The sequence below is a fragment of the Stenotrophomonas sp. EMP41 genome (genome assembly GCF_047495535.1).
Taxonomy (GTDB): domain Bacteria; phylum Pseudomonadota; class Gammaproteobacteria; order Xanthomonadales; family Xanthomonadaceae; genus Stenotrophomonas; species Stenotrophomonas sepilia.
Genome location: NZ_CP179923.1, coordinates 1801704 through 1819233, shown reverse-complemented (window position 1 = coordinate 1819233; position 17530 = coordinate 1801704). Strand labels below are relative to the sequence as shown.

The window sequence follows — 17530 nt, the reverse complement described above, 5'->3', positions numbered from 1 at the left end:
CAGTCGCAGTCCATGAGGCTGGCACTGGGGTGTTGGCGGGTCGCGCGTTGTCTGCTAAAAGCCATCTGGACACGCAGACCCGATGGATCATCGCCTTGTCAGAGCCTTATTCAGCGCTGTTGCGCCTGCAGTTGCGCCACGAAGATCTCTCCAGATGGCTGGCGGCGCCCCTGCCTTCGCCATCCCGATGGTCCGACTGGCGATGCATCGCCGGGCCGTGGCGCTTGGGCAACGGTGAATGCCTGGCGTCTTCAAACGACGAAGCGTTGGATGAGCTGCTCGTAGACTGCCAGGCCCTGCTGGCCCGCTACCCCGACAATCGCGCCGCATTGAAGGCCTTCCTTGCATCCGCGCAGGCCGAGAATATCCAGGTTGCCGCCTATGACCGCACTGGTACGCACTTTGTTGCGGGATCGCTGACGTATTCGGAAAGCCTCTACGATCTCATCGCGTTTCTGACTGTGGCACGGGGCGCGGCCGATTTCCTGAAGGCGGGCGACCACGGGGTGGCACTGGTCCACGACTATCTCTGGGCAGAGGAAGGTGAGCGCGAGACCGTTGCCGCGATTGCCCTGGCCGGCCAGGGGCAATCCGGATTCCTTTCTTCCACGGACCTGGATACCGCTGCCGCGCCCTTCGACACCTTGGTGGATGCCATGCTGGACGCTGAGGACGACCCGGCGTTCCAACCACGCAACCAGCTTGATCAACTCTGACCGGCGCCGCGTGGAATCCGGAAAAACGACAGCCAGGACCCCGATATGAAAGGACATCACGCCCGCCGCGCGCACCGCCGCATGCCCTGGCTCCTGACACTGGGCCTCGGCGCCCCGGTGGGACCCGCCGTGGCAGGCACAACGCAACCGGAACGCACCTGGCTTGTCAGTGGGGCGGAGCTCATCACGCTGCTGCAGGGCAAAGGCGCTGACGGGTTCTGCGATGGCGAACACTGCCGGGGGCTGTCCAGCGCCCGGGCCAGCAGCTACATACTGGGCGTTGCCGATGCCAGCCGCGGGCAGTGGTGTGGGCAGGGCCGGATCCTTCCGCATGAACTGGTCGATCAGGTGTCTTCCCATCTCCGGCAGCTGCCCCGCGGGCGACTGCAGCAGGATGCGTCTGCCCTGGTTGTCGAAGCGCTGCGTACGTCGTTCCCCTGTAATCGCGCCGCCTCGCCTGGTGGCCGTGCCGAGCCCGGCAAAGCAGGATGAAACACCAGTCCAGCCCGGCATTCCGCACCACGCAGCCCACCCCGCGCGGGCGTTCTGCACGCCTGCGACACGGTGCATTCACGGCTGCCGACATCCGCGCACGCCACACTGCGCGTTCCTTACACGGCACGGGGTGCAGCATGGCCACCTGTGATGTCTGCGGCAACGATTATGACAAGAGCTTCACCCTCCAGCAGGGCGGACGCAGCGGTACGTTCGATTCGTTTGAGTGCGCTATCCACGCATTCGCACCGCGTTGCGCGCACTGCGACTGCGCCATCATCGGACACGGTGTCGAGGGAAACGGCCGGATCTTCTGCTGCGCACATTGCGCCGGTCATGCCGGTGTAAAGGGTATCGCAGACCGGGCCTGAACCGGATGCAACGCCATCCGGCGGTCATGCCGGCACAAGAGAGGCAAGCCGTGCGACGCGGGCGGCGCCGGAATCGGCGAGCAGCGCCATTGCGCGCTGTTTCTGCGCCGGCATCCCCGCCACGGCCTCCCGTGCCAACACTACGTCGAATTCCCTGGCGTTGGCATCCAACGCGGTTGCCAGAACACAGGAATCGGCCGTCATCCCGGTGAGCCAAAGACGCCGCACGCCCAGCTTGGCCAGCAGAACCGGCAGCGGGGTGGCGAGGAACGCCGAGTGCTTGGGCTTGAGCACGAAGTAGTGATCGGGCAAGGGGGAGAGCAGCTCGGCTATCCGCCCGGCTGGCCCCCCGTCCCGGCGGCACTGTTCGACCTGTTGGCGGAAGTCACGCTTCCAGTCCGAGAAATTGTCATTGGCATAGATGACCGGCCATCCGTGGTCATCGAAGTGGTCTCTCAAGCGCCGGATCTGTCTGGCCGCCCGCTCCGCGGCCGGTACCAGCGCCTGCGCCCCCGGGAAGTCGAAGCGACTGAACATGTCGATGATCAGCAAGGCCGGTGATGGGTCATCCGCCATCGTTCAATCTCCTGTCTGCGCGTGCGGGGCCTCGACCGGCTTGGATTGCGGTGAGTCCTTCTGCCGCAGGAAGATCGTAAGCACGACCAGCGACAGCACGGCAAGGAATTCGCTCTGCCAGTTCTGCATCGATTCGAACCAGAACGTGCTGCTGCCCAGATGCTCCAGGAAACCCGGCGCCGGCAGCCCCTGCAACTGCTGCTCGGCCTGCTCGGCGCGCCAGCTGCCCATTGCATGCAGCGTAAAGCTGAGCAGGAACAACAGGCCGAAGGCGATCGCAAGCGAGTGGCTGTATACCGCCTTCCATGCGCCACCGCGGCGAACCGGCCACGGCGCAGGTCCCGGCTCGACGCGATTCTGTTCCTGTGCGGGATCCAAGGGCCGGGATTCGGCCGAGCCGCGTTGACGCAGGCTCACCGTCAGGAGGACGTACATCCCCATCTGCAGGAATTCGCTTTCCCAGTTCTCGAACGTTGCACTGACAAAGTGGCCGGTCGCCAGGTAGTGCCAAAGGTCGATCGGGGCGCGCCCGTGCTGCATCAACTCCTGATTGTGCACGTGATGTCCCGCGACCGCCTGCCCGACAATGAACACGACAGTGAGTGCAAGCAGTACCAGCGAGAGACCGTTGCGTCTCCACATGCAACACCTCGTTCAGGCTGACCAGGAACCATGCGCGCAGCTTGCGCCGGCAGCGGCCCATGGCTTGTGAATCCGGCGCATCCAGAATGTGAGGCGGACTCAACGCTTGCCCGTGGGATCGGGATCAGGTCGTTCGTAGTCCTCGGGGACGGCCTTGGGGCCATCGCCGTCGTCAGGCATGTCGTGCTCCTTCCACTTCGCTCCATCATTGCGCCGCTTGTCCGGCGTGTGCGCCTTCGACTGATCATCCACGTCTGTTGTTGGATTGAAAGGCAGCTTGTCGTTCATGGTGGGCTCCTGTGGCGGGTATTCGCAGCGTGGCCCGGGCCGGGTTAACGCAATGGCGCCGCGGAATGAACGCTGCGCACACCCGGATGTCACCGAAGCAGGAGGGAGGCCCTGCGATGCTGGCGTTCCGATCTTCTGGAGAAGCACGATGCAGGCATTGACCTATCACGGCCGCAAGGATGTGCGCGTCGAGACCGTGCCGGACCCGGTGCTGGCAGCTGAGGACGACCTGATCCTGAGGGTGACCGCCACCGCCATCTGTGGGTCGGACCTGCACCTGTACAGGGGCAAGATTCCCGATCTGCACGACGGCGATGTGCTGGGCCACGAATTCATGGGCGTGGTGGAAGAGGTCGGCAGCGGCGTAACCCAGGTGAGGCCGGGCGATCGCGTGGTGATTCCTTTCGTGATCGCTTGTGGCGAGTGCTTCCACTGCCGGCTGGCCGAGTATGCCGCCTGCGAGACCACCAACCCGGGCAAGGGCGCTGCGCTGAACCAGAAGGGCCTTCTGCCTCCGGCGGCGTTGTTCGGATACAGCCATCTGTATGGCGGCGTGGCAGGCGGACAGGCCGAATTCGTGCGCGTGCCCAAGGCGAATGTGGGGCCGCTGCGCATTCCGGAAGGCGTGGCTGACGAACAGGTTCTGTTCCTGTCGGACATCCTGCCCACCGGCTATCAGGCCGCGCTGAACGCAGGGGTCAAGCCGGGCTCGACAGTGGCGATCTTCGGTGCCGGCCCGGTTGGGCTGATGAGCGCGGCCTGCTGCCGGCTGCTGGGAGCGGAGACCATCTTCATGGTCGACCATCTTCGCTACCGCCTGGACTACGCGCGTCGTGCCTACGGTGTGACAACGATCGACTTCAAGGAGATCGAAGACCCGGCCGACTACATCCTGACCCAGACCGGTGGGCGCGGCGTGGATGCCTGCATCGAGGCCGTCGGTTTCGAGGCCGAGGGCAGTGCGCTGGAGTCAGCGCTGACCGCCGTTAAACTGGAAGGCAGCAGCGGCGTGGCCATCCGTCAGTGCATCGCAGCGGCCCGCCGCGGCGGCGTGGTCAGCATTCCCGGTGTCTATGCCGGTTTCATCCACGGGTTCCTGCTGGGCGATGCGTTCGACAAGGGCCTGACATTCAAGATGGGGCAGACCCACGTGCAGGGACTGATGCCGGAACTGCTCGACGCGATCATGGAAGGAAAGCTGGATCCTGGGGACATCATCTCGCACCGGATGCGCCTGGCCGACGCAGCGCAAGGTTATGCGATGTTCGATGCCAAGGACGACGACTGCCGCAAGATCGTATTGACGCCCTGAGCAGGCCGTCATGAGCGGGATTGTCATGGCCTGTGTCTACGCAGTCTGGCTGTCCGCCGGTGCGCTGGACTTCCACTTCCACCGGCGTACCGACCTGCCGCACACGTCCGCGATGCGCGAGAGCCTGCTGCATGGGCTGCAGCTGCTGCTCATCGGCAGCGGCGTGCTGGCATGGCTCGTGCTGGAAAGCACCTGGTCGCTCATCACGCTGCTGGCGGTCCTGGTCATCGCCCACGCAATCGCCGGCTACTTCGACACCGTCAGCGCGGACGGGCGGCGACGCATCAGCCCGGCCGAGCAGCACGTGCACAGTGTGCTCGACGCCGCTCCTTGGGTCCTGCTGGGCTGGGTGGCGTGGCAGGCCGAACCTCGATGGGCAGTCAGTGTGGCCCCGGCAGCACCGGCGCTCTGGTGGTTCGTATTGCTGCCGGCGCTTGGCCTGGTGGTGTTGCCATGGCTGTGGGAGCTGCGCCAGTGCGTGCTTGCCAGGGAACATCGCCAGCGGTGACCGCGTGAGGAACACTGCGCCGGGTATTCATGTGGCCGCCACATCGCCAAGACAGTGATGTGACCGCAGGGCGCCTACGTCCATGACCCATCTTCATTGCAGGCCGGGCATTCCGTCGCACCGCAGCAGGCGAGGGGGCGTCAGCACTCCCGGATCCAGCCCGAGCCCATGAAATCAAGGTTCATCGAGCACTGTGTGACCTGTTCACTGTGCGCGTTTACGGCGCGTGAACGCTGCCGACCTTAGATTCATCGGCTGGGAGAGTAGGAGGGGCCGATGCCGAACGTCGCGATTGTCTATGTCAGCCAGGCTGTCCCCGGGTTCACCCCGGAATGCCTGGCTGCGCTTATGGAAGATGCGGCCCGCTTCAACCGATCGGCGGGCGTGACCGGCGTCCTGTTGTTTGACGGACAGCGCTTCCTGCAATACATGGAAGGCCCCGCCGACGGGCTGGATGTTGCCTTCTCCCGCGTGAGCGGCGCCCGCAGCCACACCGAACTGACCGAGCTCGGGCGTGGCCGCGTCGGGCAGCGGCGATTGCCGTTCTGGCCGATGCGCTGCCTGTCGGTCAGCGTGGGCGAGCTGCAGAGGATCGCCCTTGCTGACTGGAGCCGTTTCATCCAGCGGGCGGTAACGAGCCAGAACGAAGCCGAAGCGATGGAGAAGCTGCTCGCAATCGTTGAGCCCTACGCGAACGCCGCTTGAAGTCCGGGACCGGTGTTAGCGCAGTGTGCAGCCGAGGGGACGGGGCGGTGCCTCAGCGCCTGAAGGCCCTCATCCCCGCCTACAACGGGGCAGCGATCATTGCCATGCAGGAAACCTCCTGCGCCAGAAGGAACGAATGTGCCCCTCCGCGCGATCGCCTACGCAAGTGAGGCGATACCGGGGCTTTCCATGGACCATGTGGACGACCTCGCCAGGGCCGCCACCCGCTTCAACTTCGAAGCCGGCGTGACGGGTGTACTTCTTTATGACGGGCTCCGCTTCCTCCAGTACATCGAGGGACCGGAAGACAGCATCAACGTGGTGTACAGCCGCATTCTCAGTGCCCGCAGCCATTGCGAGCTGATCGAACTGAGCCGCGGCAGGGTTTCCGGCCGGTTCTTCCCCTACTGGTCAATGCGGCTGCTGTGGGTACAGGGCTCTGATATCCGCGATGTGGCGCATGGCAACTGGGATGGGCTGTCCCGTGGTGGTGCGCTGCGCCAGCTGAGCCTGGTCGTGGCCCCGCACCTGGGTTGACCGCTGTGGCTGGGGTCAGTGTGCGGAAGAGGGTGCGCAGGCGTCGCCCACCACGCGCCGCACAGTCTCCTGCAACTGACCGACGTGGAATGGTTTGGCCACGAAGGCGGCGCGGCGGTGGCGCTGCGGCACCAGCTGGTCATAGACCGCGGAGACGAACAGGTAGGGGATGCCGAGTTCCGCCAGGCGATCTGCGACTGGGAACACCACGCCGTCGCGAAGCTCGACATCCAGCACGGCGCCGTCGAATCGCTGGGTGTCCAGCAGCCCCAGCGCGTCGAACACGCTGTACGCGTGCGTCACCTGGTCGCCGGCGTCCTCAAGTGCATGTTCCATCAGTGCTGCCAGGTCGAGCTGGTCTTCCACCAGCAGCAGGTTGCATCTGCGCTGGCTCATTCCGGATTGCATGTGTGCAGCCTGTATTGCTTCGGGAGTGCCAGTCTGTGCTGTGCAGCATCAATATGGTGCGTGCGGGTTGTCAGCCCGGCGCGAAGCCCGTGAAGCGCGCCTCCAGCACCGTCGAGGCAGCGTGCAGGGCCGGATGGAACTCGTTGACGGCGCCTTGGCACGTGCCATGGATACTGCCGCCGTCCCCCGCATCGGAGCTTCTCTCATGCCGCTATCCGGAACCGATTCTGCTTCTCCACGCGTGCTGCGTGTGGAGTGCATGCCGCTGGACTGCGGTGGCACTGCCATCGTAGTGGAACTGGACCGCATGCCTGAACGCACGTGGATGAAGTCGCTCAAGCGGGCGCTGCAGGCCGACGATCTCCTGGAGGGCGCGCACGCCAAATTCGATGGGCGCTTCGTGTATGTCGTGGGCGTGGAGGGCGGCGCTCATCGCATGCAACATCGTGTGGTACAGGCGCTGGTGGCAACGGACGCTCCGCGCGCGTCGGGTGGCAGCCTGCAAGGTCGAGCCGGCGGCGCGGCACTGTTTAGCCCGGTGCCCTGATCGCGTACCGGAGCCAGCCCGCGGTCCGTGCATGTTATCGCTGCATCAGGGCGGCGTGCAGCGGCCACCTCCAGCGGTTCACACCGCCCGACAAGGCGGTGATTGCCAGCGCTCCACCATGTTCTCCGGAGGCATGTCGCCCCAGACCGGAGATCGAGATGGCAGACCACAACGACACCCGACGCGAACGCCTGCTGAAATGGCTGCAGGATGCCTACGCCATGGAGCAGGAAGCGGAGACCATGATGAAGGCCATGGCTTCGCGGATCGAGAACTACCCCCAGCTTGCTGCCCGGATCGGCCAGCACGTCCAGGAGACACAGGGGCAGGCCGCTTCCCTGCGGCAGTGCATCGAGGCGCTGGGAGGAAGTGTGCCCACTGCAAAGGGATTGTTCGCCAGCATGACCGCCGCCATCCACGCCGCTGGCAACACCCTGATGGAAGATGAGGTGGTCAAGAGCGTGGGCCTTTCGTTCGGCTTCGAGAACACCGAGATCGCCACGTACCGGGCGCTGGTGATCGCTGCCGAGCGCGCTGGCGCGCCCGACATTGCGGCGGTGTGTGGCCAGATCCTGCAGGAAGAGGTTGCCATGGCGCGCTGGCTGGAGGACCACCAGGACGGCCTGGTCGGCGCGTTCCTCAACCGTGACGAAACGCCTGGCGCCCAGGCCAAGCGTTGACCGCGAAGCCAGCCCACGCCAGCCACTGGAGAAATCCTCATGTTCTTTCATCACAAGAAACTCATGTACACCGTGCGTGTTCGCGAATCCAATCCGCAGCTCGCCAGCCTCATGCTTGAGCAGTTCGGCGGGCCGCAGGGCGAGTTGGCCGCTGCGATGCGCTACTTCACCCAGGGACTTGGCGAATGCGATCCCGGGCGCAAGGACCTGTTGATGGACATCGCCACCGAGGAGATCAGCCACCTGGAGATCATCGGCACCATCATCGCCATGCTCAACCGCGGGCCCAAGGCGATCCAGTCCGAAGGGCTTGCCGAGGCCGAGGACATGCGGCTGCTGGGCCAGAACAGCACCAGCCACACCGAACAGATCCTGTACGGCGGCGGCCCGGCGCTGGTCAATTCCAGCGGGGTGCCGTGGACAGCCGCCTACATCGACTCGATTGGTGACCCCAGCGCCGACCTGCGCTCGAACATTGCGGCCGAAGCGCGCGCCAAGCTGGTGTATGAGCGCCTGATCAACGTCACCGACGACCCGGGCATCAAGGATGCGCTGCGCTTCCTGATGACCCGCGAGATCGCGCACATGAAGTCGTTCGAGAAGGCGCTGCACAGCATCCAGCCCAACTTCCCACCGGGCAAGCTGCCGGGGGATCCCGCGTTCACCGATCTGTACATGGACATGTCGCAGGGCGACGGCGCCGACGACCTGCAGGGCAGCTGGAACAGCGGCGAGCTCTGGGAGCGGGTCAGCGACCGCGAGGCACAGGCTGCGGTGGACGGTGGCGACGGCAGCGGCACGGTGGACCTGGATCCACGCGAACAGGCCGCGGTGCAGGCCATGACCCTGCGCACGCTCTCCGACCCGGAAGCGCGGCCGACCACCGGGGCAGAGCTGGGGGCTGGCCCGGGTGCAGGCGCACTGGACCTGCCACCACGCGAGCCATGAAAAACCTGGGGCGCCCGCCTGCGGCACCCCAGTTGAAACGCCCGTGAGCAAACCCAGGGCGCAGGAAAGTGGGCGGACATCACGTCCGCCCACGAAGGGGTACATCGGGTTTCAACGCCGATCAGCGCTGCTGGCCACCGCGGTTGTTGCCACCGCGCTGCTGCTGTTGCTGCCCGCCTCCCTGGTTGCCGCCCTGGTTGCCACCACCGCGGCTGTTCTGGCCGCCTTCGCGGCCGATGTCGGCCATGTGCTGGCGGTCCTGGCTCACTGCTTCGCCGCCCTTGCGGCCGGCTTCGCGTGCTTCTTCCGAGCTGAATTCATGGGCGTTGCCTGACTCGTGCGCGGCACGTCCACCCTTGGCGGCGATCTCGCGCTGCTTGTCCTCGTCCATCGAAGCGAAACCGCGGTTGCTGTTGCCCTGGTTCTGGTTCTGGTTGGCCATGGAAAGTCTCCTTGGGTTCAGCCGCCCGATTGGCGGCAGCGACCATCTTCCAGATCCGACGCTAGACGGCGGTGGCATGCCTGCCAACGTGGCGTCATCCGGAAGCCCGCGATTCCTCATCCTGCCTCCACGAACCATCGTGAACGCGTGTGCGCATCGGCAGGCACGTCTTCCACAACCCAACCGCGCGTCAACGCGATGCGGAAGGGCTACGCCACAGTTCGACGCAGCCTCCACACCGATCTCACCGCGCGTACGATTCGTGTGGCTAAGGTAGAGCGGTCTGCAACAACCGGTGGTGCCATGCCTTTTCGAGCAATTGCCTACGTAAGTGAAGCCTCCCGCAACCTGACGGAACAACGGCTGCAGCAGCTTGTGGCGGAGGCGGTGCAGTTCAACGAATCCGTCGATGTCACCGGCACACTGCTGTTCGATGGCTCGCGCTTCCTGCAGTACCTGGAAGGCCCGGAGGCAGGAATCAAGGCCGCTTACACGCGCGTTCTGGCCGCCAGCAGCCACAGTGGAATCGTCGAACTGAACCGGGGCAGGGTGGGGCGTCGACAGTTTCCGCACTGGCGGATGCGCAGCGTGCGGGTGGACGAGCTGGCGCTCGGAAAGATCGCCATCTCCGACTGGACCGGCTTCGTGCGCAGCGCGTCGGCGCTGCAGTCGGGCACCAGTGCCCTGGATCGACTGCTATCGGTCTCGCAGTCGCACACGGAGGCAGCTGCGGCCAGCATCACGGAACTGGACGGGCAGCTGGCACGATGAAGGCCACAGCCGCCCCGGTTGCGCCCGTCCCACCACGCGTCGGTTGTGCGGGATGGTCGCTGCCGCGGGCGGATCAGGAAGCGTTCGGCGCGGGCGACAGCCTGCTGCAGCGCTATGCCACACGCCTGTCGATGGTGGAGATCAACTCGGCCTTCTATCGACCGCACCAGCCGAGGACTTACGCGCGATGGGCCGCGAGCGTTCCGGAGGGCTTCCGGTTCGCGGTGAAACTCCCGCGCGAGATCAGCCATGAGCGTCGGCTGCGCGATGCAATGCAACCGCTCGAACAGTTCCTTGAAGGCGTGCTGGCGCTGGGCGGAAAGCTCGGTCCGTTGCTGCTGCAGTTGCCGCCCAGCCTGGTGTACGACACGATCACGACCGAAACCTTCCTGCGGGGCCTGCGCGCACGCACGCGAGCCGACCTGGCGTGCGAGCCGCGCAACCCGAGTTGGTTCACGCCGGAGGTCGATGCGCTGTTGAGCGCGCATGGCGTTGCACGGGTCGCCGCGGATCCGGCACGTGTGCCGGCGGCAGCGATCCCCGGCGGTGACCGCACGTGGAGCTACTGGCGCTGGCACGGCCAACCGCAGATCTATCGCAGTGCGTACAGTGAACAGGCCCTGGCCGGGCTCGCGGAACGGCTGCGGCGCGAATCCGACGCGCAACGACCCGCCTGGTTCGTACTGGACAATACCGCACTGGGCCATGCCACCCGCAACGCCCTGCGCCTGCAGGCGCTGCTGTCGGAGAACGCACATGCCTGAAGGTCCTTCCATCGTGCTGTTGCGCGAAGCCGCAAGCCATTTCAAGGGGCACGTGGTCCGCACCGTGTCCGGTAACAGCCGCATCGACCTGTCACCGCTGCAGGGCCGCAGGGTCAAGGCGGTCCGCAGTTGGGGCAAGCACTTCCTGCTGGAGTTCAGCCGCCACACGCTGCGCATCCATCTGATGATGTTCGGCAGCTGGCGCATCGATGAAAGGAAGCCAACCCCGCCGCGTGTATCCCTGATGTTCGACAATGGCGAGCTGAACTTCTATGCGTGCTCCGTGCGGCTGATCGATGAGCCGTTGGACGATGTCTACGATTGGCGCGCGGACGTGATGAACGATGCCTGGGATCCGAAGCTGGCCCGGCGCAAGCTGAAGGCCCTGCCGGACGTCATGGTCTGTGATGCGCTCCTGGACCAGACCGTCTTCGCCGGCGTGGGCAACATCATCAAGAACGAGGTGCTGTTCCGGATAGGCGTGCATCCCGCCTCCCGGCTGGGCGACCTGCCGCCACGCAGGCTTACCGCCTTGACCGAGCAGGCTCGCGCCTACAGCTTCGATTTCCTGGAGTGGAAGCGCCGCTTCGAGCTGAAGAAGCATTGGCAGGTGCACACGAAAAAGGTCTGTCCCCTGTGTGGTGGCCCGATCAGCAAGCTCTATCTGGGGACGACGCGGCGACGCACGTTCTTCTGTCCCAATGATCAGGTACTGTACGGGACCTGAGGCTGCCGTCCGTGGCAGCCGTATTCCGCGGCGCGCCGATCACGCGGCCTGTGCAGCCTTGGCGTTGCCGCCGCCCTGGGCCAGCAGGGTCAGCTTCTCGTCGGTGGCCTTCTCTTCCTCCAGCGTCTCCAGCAGCAGCGGCAGGGCGTCCTTGTAGCCCAGCTGCTTGGCCAGCGCGGCGATGGTGCCGTAGGACGCAATCTCGTAGTGCTCGACCTTCTGCGCGCCGCCGATCAGGGCCGCATCCCGCACCGGTCCCTTGTCGATGCTGTCGATCACTTCCTTGCCTTCTTCCACCAGGCCCTCCATCGCCGCACATTTGATGCGCTTCAGGCGAATGCCCAGGATCTCCACCACCTGGTCGATGCGCTCGATCTGGCCCTGGGTTTCTTCCAGGTGCGTCTCAAACGCCATGGCCAGGTCCGGGTTCTCGGCCGCACGGGCCAGGCGTGGGAGGGCCTTGGTCAGCTGCTTCTCGGCGCTGTGGATGTCCGAGAGTTCGTGGATGAACAGGTCTTCCGCCGTCTTGATAGCCATACTGGGCTCCGCAGTGAGTGGAGTGCGCAGCGTAGGTCCTGCCCGGTTGCGATCGGGCAGGGGCCAGGTGAAGGCGGCATGGGAACGTCCACCCGAACTCTGCGCGCTGTCTTCACGATGCGGAATCTGTCGGCATCTGTTGCCGCCGATGCATCCAGGTCTTCGCCATGGCTTCACAATGGCATCGCTTCGTACCCATGCACCGGCCGGTACGGTCACTTCACGCCCGATCACCCGTGGAGACTCCCATGAGCGATGACAAGAAGAACACCGGCAGCCCGGACCGGGATCGTATCAACGTCAATGAAGATTACGAGCTGCAGTACTGGACCGCGACGCTGGGCGTGTCCGCCGCAGAACTTCGTGCCGCTGTCGCGGCGGTCGGCCCCACCGCCGTTGCGGTCCGCAAGCATCTGGGAAAATAGCGCGGAGTTGCCCATGTCCCTGGTCGAGTACCGCCGCAAGCGTCGTTTTGACCAGACCCAGGAGCCCGAGCCGGGCAAGGCGCTACCAAAAGGCCAACGCGCCATCTTCGTGGTGCAGTTGCACCATGCCAGCCGCAGGCACTACGACTTCCGCCTGCAGGTCGGGGACGCGCTGAAGAGCTGGGCCGTGCCCAAAGGGCCCAGTTACGACCCGAAGGTCAAGCGCATGGCGGTGGAGGTGGAGGATCATCCTGTCGACTACGCGACCTTCGAAGGCGAGATCCCCAAGGGCCAGTACGGCGGTGGCCATGTTGCCCAGTTCGACCACGGTGTATGGGCCACGCAGGGCGACCCGGAAGCACAGCTTGCCAAGGGACATCTGCGCTTCGAGCTGTTCGGCGCCAAACTGAAGGGCGGATGGCATCTGGTCCGCTCCGGGAAGCCGGCGCGCCAGCCGCAGTGGCTGCTGTTCAAGGACGACGACGAATTTGCCGGCGATATCGAGGCGGACGATCTGCTGGCGGATGTCGCTGAACCCCCTCCGGAGGATCTGAAGCGGTCGGGTGCCGGCAAGACTGCAAAGAAGAGGCTCGCCACAGTACCTGCCAGGCGCACCCGGCCAAAGAACTGGGCGAAGAAGGCCTTGGCGCTCAGCAGGGCAAGAAAGGGCGCCGCGCCGTCCGGTCCATTCGAACCGCAGTTGGCCAAGCTGGGAGACGCGCCGCCCCAGGGCGAGCAGTGGGTCCATGAGATCAAATGGGACGGGTACCGCATCCTTGCCACGGTCGCCGAGGGCAATGTGCAGCTCTGGTCCAGGAATGCACTGGAGTGGACCGGCAAGATCCCCGAGATACGTGACGCGGTGGCGGCGCTGGGCCTGACTTCAGCCGCACTGGACGGCGAGCTCATCGCCGGCGCCGGCACCAAGGAGGACTTCAACCTGCTGCAGGCCACGCTCTCCGGCGAGCGCCAAGGCGTGCTGACGTATGCACTGTTCGATCTGCTGCATCTTGATGGTGTGGATGTCGCTGATGCGCCCTTGCTGGAGCGCAAGGCCCTGTTGCAGTCCGTGCTGGAAGGGCAGGGCAGCCCATTGGCGTTCAGTTCGCATGTGCAAGGCGATGGCGATGAAGCCTATCGCGTGGCCGGCGAGCAGCATTTCGAGGGCATCATCTCCAAGCGCGCCGACCGCAGCTACCACAGCGGCCGCAGCGAGGATTGGCGCAAGACCAAGCAACTGGCCAGCGACGAGTTCGCGGTGGTCGGATATACCGCACCCAAAGGCAGCCGCACGGGCTTCGGCTCGCTGCTGCTGGCCCGGCCGGATGCGAAGCATGGCTGGCTCTACGCCGGCCGCGTCGGCTCTGGGTTCTCGGACGAGCTGATCGGCGACATCAGCAAGCGCATCAAGGGCGGTGGCGGCCGCAAGCCGACCGCCTACGTGCCCACACAGGACACCGACCTGCGCGCTGCGACCTGGTTCGAACCGCGTTTCGTGGTCGAGGTCTTCTATCGCGGGATCGGCGGGCAGAAGCTGTTGCGCCAGGCGTCGCTGAAAGCGGTGCGGGCCGACAAGGATATCGCCGACCTTGCCGATTCCGATCGCGCTGGAACGTCCCGGGCGGCGGCGCGCGCACCGGCACCCTCGCGACCTGCGCGCAGGACCAGGAAGGCACCGGCGGCGGATCGCGTGCCGCCGTCGCTGTCGTCTCCGGGCAAGATCCTGTTTCCCGGCGACGGTTACACCAAGCAGGACGTGTGGGATTACTACACGGCAGTGATGGATCATCTCCTGCCCGAGGTGATTGATCGCCCGCTGTCGATCATCCGATGCCCCAGTGGCACCGCAAAACCCTGCTTCTTCCAGAAACACCATACGGCCGGACTGGAACTGGTCGACGCGGCAAGGCTGAAGGAAGAAAGCGGCATCAATGCCCATTACCTGGTCGTGCGCGACCCGGCCAGCCTGCTCGAACTGGTGCAGTTCAACGCATTGGAATTCCATCCGTGGGGCAGCCACGCCGAAGCGCCCGAGCAGGCCGACCGGGTGGTGTTCGATCTGGATCCAGGACCGGACGTGCCCTTTGCCGAGGTCAAGAAAGCGGCCACCGACATCCGCAAACTGCTGGCGCAGCTGGAGCTGGAGTCATTCCTGCGTGTATCCGGCGGCAAGGGCCTGCACGTGGTCGTGCCGCTCAATCCGGGATGTGATTGGGATCTGACCAAGCGCTTTGCGAAGGGTTTCGCCGAAGCCCTGGCGCAATCCGAGCCGCAGCGGTTCCTGGCAACAGCCACCAAAAGCCTGCGCAACAAGCGGATCTTCGTTGACTATCTGCGAAACGGGCGCGGAGCAACGGCGGTCGCATCCTACTCGTTGCGGGCCAGGCCGGGGGCACCGGTGGCGCTGCCGATTGCATGGGGGGATCTGTCCAAACTCAAGCGCGCCGACGCGTTCACGATCAGGGATGTGCCAGCAAAGCTCAAACGGCGCCGCAGGGACCCGTGGGCCGGCATCGACAAAGTGAAACAGAATCTTGCGCGATGGGCGCAGGCAGACGGGTAGCCCGGGCGCGCTCTGCGTACCGTCTGTCTGTCCGAACCCAACTGATCCACAAAATACACAGCGTCGGAACATACCGGCGGCGCGGTTGGCCTATGCTCTCGACACGGGATCTGGGGGGATTCGCTACAGGAGCAGCCAATGCCGATCAGGGCAGTCGCATACGTGAGTGAAGCGGCCCCAGCCGTTGCGGGTGACCCGCTGGGTCTGGGCAGCGTGAAGCTGGACGAACTGGTGGACGACGCCGCCCGCTTCAACCGGAATGCCGGCGTCACCGGTGTCCTACTGTTCGACGGCGCCCGCTTCCTGCAGTACCTGGAGGGGCCCGAGGACGGCTTGAGCGTGGCGTACTCACGGGTGCTCGGTGCTACCAGCCACACGGGACTGATCGAGTTGCAGCGCGGCAGGGTAGGCAACCGGCGTCTCCCGTTCTGGCCGATGCGCTGGCTCCCGACGCAGCCGGCGGCGTTGAGACGCCTGGCCTGCGCAGACTGGCTGGGGTTTGTGCAGCACAGCGACGGCCAGGCCGACGCTGAGACGGCGATGGATATCCTGGCCAGGCTGGTCGAACCCTATGCCATCGCGGCCTGACGTACTGGCTTAACCACCTCCATGGCGCGCCGCCCACGGGATCTCTCCGCTGCACACGTTGAGGTGCCCGGTGCGCATCACGCAATACATCCGGGCATCGGAGTCGGCACTGGCAGCAATGAAGTCCAGCGCCTCGGCGAGCATTTGGATGAACTGCGGCTCGGGGTAGAACGCCGCCCATTCCGGCAGCATTTCCTCCAGCTGCGCGATCATCAGGTCGATCTCCAGGGGCGTGCTCACAGCGGGTTCCTCCTTCCAGGCACGCTAGCGACCGCACTGCAAGGGAGGCGTCGTCGCCCGCACAGCGGGCGCAGGCGTATCGCCCACGCGATGTTCACCCGCCCTTGATCGGCATCGCTGCGGCTACGCGTGTGAGCATTTTCTGCACGGACGCACCACTGCTGTTTCACCCCCAACGGCGTATCAGGGAAGGCTTCCAGCTGACTCTGCAAGGGTGTATTCATGGCCGACCCGTTACCGCGCGCCAGCCTCTGGTCCCGTGATGCCGAATCGAACAGCTTCCGCCCACTTGCCGGAACCACGCAGGCGGACGTGCTGGTGGTTGGTGCTGGCATGACCGGCCTGCTGACAGCGGCCCGCCTGGCCGATAGCGGCCTGGATGTGCTGGTGGTCGATGCGGGGCCCATCGGCGGGCGCAATACGGTGATGTCCACGGGCAATCTTTACGCGCCGGTTTCCCGGCTGGCAGACCTGATCGCGCGTTGGGGCGGTGACACGGCCCGTCGCATCGTGCAGTGGCGGCAGCAGGCGCTGCGGTCCATCGAAACACTGGTTCACCGCTACGATCTGCGCTGTGGCTTCGAACGCGTGGCGATGCAGTACGGCATGCAGGAGCGCACCCGTGAGGTCACTGCGCGATTCGAGCGTGAGCTGCAGGCCTATCAGCGCGTCGGCCTGCAATGCGAACACCACCAGTCCGGGCTGCCGTTCGCATTGGGCCACGCCTTCCGCGTTGCCGATCAGGCGCAATTGGATCCGGCGGCGTTCTGCATTGAGCTGGCGCGACATCTGGCGGGCCGGGTGCGCATCCACGACTGGACCCGGATCAACAGCATCGAGGCATCCGCCGGGGTTGCGACGGCCGACGGAGCCCGCATCCACGCCAGGCACTTCGTGCTGGCCACCCATTCGCCAGCCGGTTTCAACCTGGTGCAGGCCGAGATGGAGGTCTACCGCGAATACGGCGTGGCGGTACCGGTTGCCACGCCGCCCGCGGCAGGCATTCATTGGATCGCCGATCGGCACCGCTCGCTGCGCGGGGTGCGCGGCACTGACGGCCGTGACTGGCTGGTGCTGGTCGGCGAGACCCACCGCACCGGCGAAACGCCGCCCATGGATCCAGCCCAGCATCTGGTCGCCGACGCGCATCGCAATTTCACCGTGCAGGGCGAGCCGCTGTGCTGGTCCGCGCAGCAGTTCCGTGCAGCCGACCAGCTGCCCTACATCGGCAGCAGCGCGCACGACAATGTGTGGCTGGCTACCGGCTATGGGCCGGACGGCTTGACCTGGGCGGGCGTGGCCGCGCGTGCGATCACCGAGGGAATCATCGGCACGACCAGCGAGATCGAGCAGCTGCTCAGCCCCATGCGCTTCACACCGGTGCGCTCGGCGGCCGGCTGGGCCCGTACCAATGGCACGGTTGCGCGGCACATGGTGGGAGATCGCCTTGCTGCTGCGCCGTCGCACTCACCCACCGAGCTGGCCCGTGGCTGCGGCGCATTGCTGGACGTCGATGGAAAGCGGACTGCGGTCTACCGCGACGAGGGAGGACGCCTGCACACGATGTCGGCGCTCTGCCCGCACCTGAAGTGCGTTGTTCAATGGAATGGCCATGAGCGCACATGGGATTGCCCTTGCCACGGCAGCCGCTTTTCCGCCACCGGAGCGCTGCTGGAAGGCCCTGCCAGGCAGGGCCTCAGCCCAGAACAGTTATAGGCGCAGGCAGCCGCCGGAACAGCG

At 65.4% G+C, this 17530-nt stretch carries 24 protein-coding genes; 17 read left to right on the top strand and 7 right to left on the bottom strand.

From position 1 onward, the window contains the following. The first annotated feature begins 95 nt into the window (after window positions 1–95). The 3 genes from ACMGRF_RS08380 to ACMGRF_RS08370 all read left to right on the top strand — a co-directional run bounded on the left by ACMGRF_RS08380 (window position 96) and on the right by ACMGRF_RS08370 (window position 1582). Window positions 96–716, top strand: coding sequence for a hypothetical protein (locus ACMGRF_RS08380; RefSeq protein ID WP_241896203.1), 621 nt, complete (start codon window positions 96–98; stop codon window positions 714–716). A 45-nt stretch (window positions 717–761) separates the two neighbouring features. Beyond that, the gene (locus tag ACMGRF_RS08375) at window positions 762–1208 is read left to right on the top strand and encodes a Rap1a/Tai family immunity protein (RefSeq protein ID WP_414485820.1); all 447 of its coding nucleotides are present in this window, start codon (window positions 762–764) and stop codon (window positions 1206–1208) included. Between the two features lie 140 nt (window positions 1209–1348). Then, window positions 1349–1582, top strand: a complete 234-nt coding sequence (locus ACMGRF_RS08370; RefSeq protein ID WP_080354781.1) for a hypothetical protein — start codon at window positions 1349–1351, stop codon at window positions 1580–1582. Between the two features lie 24 nt (window positions 1583–1606). On the opposite strand, the gene ACMGRF_RS08365 is transcribed toward ACMGRF_RS08370, so the two are convergent. The 3 genes from ACMGRF_RS08365 to ACMGRF_RS08355 all read right to left on the bottom strand — a co-directional run bounded on the left by ACMGRF_RS08365 (window position 1607) and on the right by ACMGRF_RS08355 (window position 3088). Next, window positions 1607–2158, bottom strand: coding sequence for a cysteine hydrolase family protein (locus ACMGRF_RS08365; RefSeq protein WP_049441000.1), 552 nt, complete (start codon window positions 2156–2158; stop codon window positions 1607–1609). A 3-nt stretch (window positions 2159–2161) separates the two neighbouring features. Beyond that, on the bottom strand, window positions 2162–2800 hold the full coding sequence (locus tag ACMGRF_RS08360) for a DUF6766 family protein (protein ID WP_414485819.1): 639 nt from the start codon (window positions 2798–2800) through the stop codon (window positions 2162–2164). A 99-nt stretch (window positions 2801–2899) separates the two neighbouring features. Beyond that, on the bottom strand, window positions 2900–3088 hold the full coding sequence (locus tag ACMGRF_RS08355; protein ID WP_099542683.1) for a hypothetical protein: 189 nt from the start codon (window positions 3086–3088) through the stop codon (window positions 2900–2902). A gap of 148 nt (window positions 3089–3236) precedes the next feature. On the opposite strand from ACMGRF_RS08355, the gene ACMGRF_RS08350 reads away from it, so the two are divergent. The 4 genes from ACMGRF_RS08350 to ACMGRF_RS08335 all read left to right on the top strand — a co-directional run bounded on the left by ACMGRF_RS08350 (window position 3237) and on the right by ACMGRF_RS08335 (window position 6150). Beyond that, entirely contained in the window at window positions 3237–4400 is a 1164-nt protein-coding gene (locus tag ACMGRF_RS08350) for a zinc-dependent alcohol dehydrogenase (RefSeq protein WP_414485818.1), read from the top strand. A 10-nt stretch (window positions 4401–4410) separates the two neighbouring features. After that, entirely contained in the window at window positions 4411–4908 is a 498-nt protein-coding gene (locus tag ACMGRF_RS08345) for a hypothetical protein (RefSeq protein ID WP_049441006.1), read from the top strand. Window positions 4909–5184: 276 nt separating this feature from the next. Next, the gene (locus tag ACMGRF_RS08340) at window positions 5185–5613 is read left to right on the top strand and encodes a BLUF domain-containing protein (RefSeq protein WP_111190974.1); all 429 of its coding nucleotides are present in this window, start codon (window positions 5185–5187) and stop codon (window positions 5611–5613) included. Window positions 5614–5802: 189 nt separating this feature from the next. Then, entirely contained in the window at window positions 5803–6150 is a 348-nt protein-coding gene (locus tag ACMGRF_RS08335) for a BLUF domain-containing protein (RefSeq protein ID WP_414485916.1), read from the top strand. Window positions 6151–6165: 15 nt separating this feature from the next. Here the strand turns inward: ACMGRF_RS08335 and ACMGRF_RS08330 are convergent, their stop codons facing one another. Beyond that, window positions 6166–6558, bottom strand: coding sequence for a response regulator (locus tag ACMGRF_RS08330; protein WP_049416481.1), 393 nt, complete (start codon window positions 6556–6558; stop codon window positions 6166–6168). A 133-nt stretch (window positions 6559–6691) separates the two neighbouring features. Here ACMGRF_RS08330 and ACMGRF_RS08325 point away from each other — a divergent pair, with 133 nt between their 5' ends. The 3 genes from ACMGRF_RS08325 to ACMGRF_RS08315 all read left to right on the top strand — a co-directional run bounded on the left by ACMGRF_RS08325 (window position 6692) and on the right by ACMGRF_RS08315 (window position 8733). Next, window positions 6692–7105 carry a hypothetical protein gene (locus tag ACMGRF_RS08325; RefSeq protein ID WP_241895114.1) on the top strand — a complete coding sequence of 138 codons (414 nt, stop codon included), beginning with the start codon at window positions 6692–6694 and terminating at the stop codon, window positions 7103–7105. 158 nt (window positions 7106–7263) lie between these two features. After that, window positions 7264–7785, top strand: coding sequence for a ferritin-like domain-containing protein (locus ACMGRF_RS08320; RefSeq protein WP_049416479.1), 522 nt, complete (start codon window positions 7264–7266; stop codon window positions 7783–7785). Window positions 7786–7824: 39 nt separating this feature from the next. Next, window positions 7825–8733, top strand: coding sequence for a manganese catalase family protein (locus ACMGRF_RS08315; RefSeq protein WP_049416476.1), 909 nt, complete (start codon window positions 7825–7827; stop codon window positions 8731–8733). A 121-nt stretch (window positions 8734–8854) separates the two neighbouring features. Here the strand turns inward: ACMGRF_RS08315 and ACMGRF_RS08310 are convergent, their stop codons facing one another. After that, window positions 8855–9175, bottom strand: a complete 321-nt coding sequence (locus ACMGRF_RS08310) for a KGG domain-containing protein (RefSeq protein WP_049416473.1) — start codon at window positions 9173–9175, stop codon at window positions 8855–8857. Window positions 9176–9478: 303 nt separating this feature from the next. On the opposite strand from ACMGRF_RS08310, the gene ACMGRF_RS08305 reads away from it, so the two are divergent. The 3 genes from ACMGRF_RS08305 to ACMGRF_RS08295 are packed head-to-tail and all read left to right on the top strand — an operon-like array spanning window position 9479 to window position 11437. Continuing rightward, window positions 9479–9946 (top strand): BLUF domain-containing protein, encoded by a 468-nt coding sequence (locus ACMGRF_RS08305; protein WP_049416469.1) that lies wholly within the window; start codon window positions 9479–9481, stop codon window positions 9944–9946. After that, a complete protein-coding gene (locus ACMGRF_RS08300) occupies window positions 9943–10710 on the top strand; it encodes a DUF72 domain-containing protein (RefSeq protein WP_049416465.1) in 768 nt (255 codons plus the stop codon). The genes ACMGRF_RS08305 and ACMGRF_RS08300 overlap by 4 nt, the downstream gene beginning before the upstream one ends. Beyond that, window positions 10703–11437, top strand: a complete 735-nt coding sequence (locus tag ACMGRF_RS08295) for a DNA-formamidopyrimidine glycosylase family protein (protein ID WP_414485817.1) — start codon at window positions 10703–10705, stop codon at window positions 11435–11437. The genes ACMGRF_RS08300 and ACMGRF_RS08295 overlap by 8 nt, the downstream gene beginning before the upstream one ends. Before the next feature lie 39 nt (window positions 11438–11476). On the opposite strand, the gene ACMGRF_RS08290 is transcribed toward ACMGRF_RS08295, so the two are convergent. Further along, entirely contained in the window at window positions 11477–11974 is a 498-nt protein-coding gene (locus ACMGRF_RS08290) for a ferritin-like domain-containing protein (protein WP_414485816.1), read from the bottom strand. 248 nt (window positions 11975–12222) lie between these two features. Here ACMGRF_RS08290 and ACMGRF_RS08285 point away from each other — a divergent pair, with 248 nt between their 5' ends. The 3 genes from ACMGRF_RS08285 to ACMGRF_RS08275 all read left to right on the top strand — a co-directional run bounded on the left by ACMGRF_RS08285 (window position 12223) and on the right by ACMGRF_RS08275 (window position 15550). Further along, window positions 12223–12399 (top strand): DUF3606 domain-containing protein, encoded by a 177-nt coding sequence (locus ACMGRF_RS08285; protein WP_065426543.1) that lies wholly within the window; start codon window positions 12223–12225, stop codon window positions 12397–12399. Window positions 12400–12412: 13 nt separating this feature from the next. Continuing rightward, a complete protein-coding gene (gene ligD / locus ACMGRF_RS08280; protein ID WP_180878924.1) occupies window positions 12413–14962 on the top strand; it encodes a DNA ligase D in 2550 nt (849 codons plus the stop codon). A 138-nt stretch (window positions 14963–15100) separates the two neighbouring features. Further along, the gene (locus ACMGRF_RS08275; RefSeq protein ID WP_049416458.1) at window positions 15101–15550 is read left to right on the top strand and encodes a BLUF domain-containing protein; all 450 of its coding nucleotides are present in this window, start codon (window positions 15101–15103) and stop codon (window positions 15548–15550) included. A 9-nt stretch (window positions 15551–15559) separates the two neighbouring features. Here ACMGRF_RS08275 and ACMGRF_RS08270 read toward each other — a convergent pair whose 3' ends face one another. Further along, the gene (locus ACMGRF_RS08270) at window positions 15560–15790 is read right to left on the bottom strand and encodes a hypothetical protein (protein ID WP_049441027.1); all 231 of its coding nucleotides are present in this window, start codon (window positions 15788–15790) and stop codon (window positions 15560–15562) included. A gap of 222 nt (window positions 15791–16012) precedes the next feature. Here ACMGRF_RS08270 and ACMGRF_RS08265 point away from each other — a divergent pair, with 222 nt between their 5' ends. Continuing rightward, entirely contained in the window at window positions 16013–17506 is a 1494-nt protein-coding gene (locus ACMGRF_RS08265; RefSeq protein WP_049416451.1) for an FAD-dependent oxidoreductase, read from the top strand. The last annotated feature ends 24 nt before the right edge of the window (window positions 17507–17530 follow it).

Bases quoted from the DNA above. Each gene is read 5' to 3' on its own strand.
- ACMGRF_RS08330 (WP_049416481.1), bottom strand. From the start codon at position 6,558: ATGCAATCCGGAATGAGCCAGCGCAGATGCAACCTGCTGCTGGTGGAA.
- ACMGRF_RS08325 (WP_241895114.1), top strand. From the start codon at position 6,692: ATGGAACTCGTTGACGGCGCCTTGGCACGTGCCATGGATACTGCCGCC.
- ACMGRF_RS08375 (WP_414485820.1), top strand. From the start codon at position 762: ATGAAAGGACATCACGCCCGCCGCGCGCACCGCCGCATGCCCTGGCTC.
- ACMGRF_RS08310 (WP_049416473.1), bottom strand. From the start codon at position 9,175: ATGGCCAACCAGAACCAGAACCAGGGCAACAGCAACCGCGGTTTCGCT.
- ACMGRF_RS08305 (WP_049416469.1), top strand. From the start codon at position 9,479: ATGCCTTTTCGAGCAATTGCCTACGTAAGTGAAGCCTCCCGCAACCTG.
- ACMGRF_RS08295 (WP_414485817.1), top strand. From the start codon at position 10,703: ATGCCTGAAGGTCCTTCCATCGTGCTGTTGCGCGAAGCCGCAAGCCAT.
- ACMGRF_RS08355 (WP_099542683.1), bottom strand. From the start codon at position 3,088: ATGAACGACAAGCTGCCTTTCAATCCAACAACAGACGTGGATGATCAG.
- ACMGRF_RS08290 (WP_414485816.1), bottom strand. From the start codon at position 11,974: ATGGCTATCAAGACGGCGGAAGACCTGTTCATCCACGAACTCTCGGAC.
- ACMGRF_RS08300 (WP_049416465.1), top strand. From the start codon at position 9,943: ATGAAGGCCACAGCCGCCCCGGTTGCGCCCGTCCCACCACGCGTCGGT.
- ACMGRF_RS08315 (WP_049416476.1), top strand. From the start codon at position 7,825: ATGTTCTTTCATCACAAGAAACTCATGTACACCGTGCGTGTTCGCGAA.
- ACMGRF_RS08370 (WP_080354781.1), top strand. From the start codon at position 1,349: ATGGCCACCTGTGATGTCTGCGGCAACGATTATGACAAGAGCTTCACC.
- ACMGRF_RS08320 (WP_049416479.1), top strand. From the start codon at position 7,264: ATGGCAGACCACAACGACACCCGACGCGAACGCCTGCTGAAATGGCTG.
- ACMGRF_RS08345 (WP_049441006.1), top strand. From the start codon at position 4,411: ATGAGCGGGATTGTCATGGCCTGTGTCTACGCAGTCTGGCTGTCCGCC.
- ACMGRF_RS08265 (WP_049416451.1), top strand. From the start codon at position 16,013: ATGGCCGACCCGTTACCGCGCGCCAGCCTCTGGTCCCGTGATGCCGAA.
- ACMGRF_RS08335 (WP_414485916.1), top strand. From the start codon at position 5,803: ATGGACCATGTGGACGACCTCGCCAGGGCCGCCACCCGCTTCAACTTC.
- ACMGRF_RS08360 (WP_414485819.1), bottom strand. From the start codon at position 2,800: ATGTGGAGACGCAACGGTCTCTCGCTGGTACTGCTTGCACTCACTGTC.
- ACMGRF_RS08365 (WP_049441000.1), bottom strand. From the start codon at position 2,158: ATGGCGGATGACCCATCACCGGCCTTGCTGATCATCGACATGTTCAGT.
- ACMGRF_RS08350 (WP_414485818.1), top strand. From the start codon at position 3,237: ATGCAGGCATTGACCTATCACGGCCGCAAGGATGTGCGCGTCGAGACC.
- ACMGRF_RS08340 (WP_111190974.1), top strand. From the start codon at position 5,185: ATGCCGAACGTCGCGATTGTCTATGTCAGCCAGGCTGTCCCCGGGTTC.
- ACMGRF_RS08285 (WP_065426543.1), top strand. From the start codon at position 12,223: ATGAGCGATGACAAGAAGAACACCGGCAGCCCGGACCGGGATCGTATC.
- ligD (WP_180878924.1), top strand. From the start codon at position 12,413: ATGTCCCTGGTCGAGTACCGCCGCAAGCGTCGTTTTGACCAGACCCAG.
- ACMGRF_RS08275 (WP_049416458.1), top strand. From the start codon at position 15,101: ATGCCGATCAGGGCAGTCGCATACGTGAGTGAAGCGGCCCCAGCCGTT.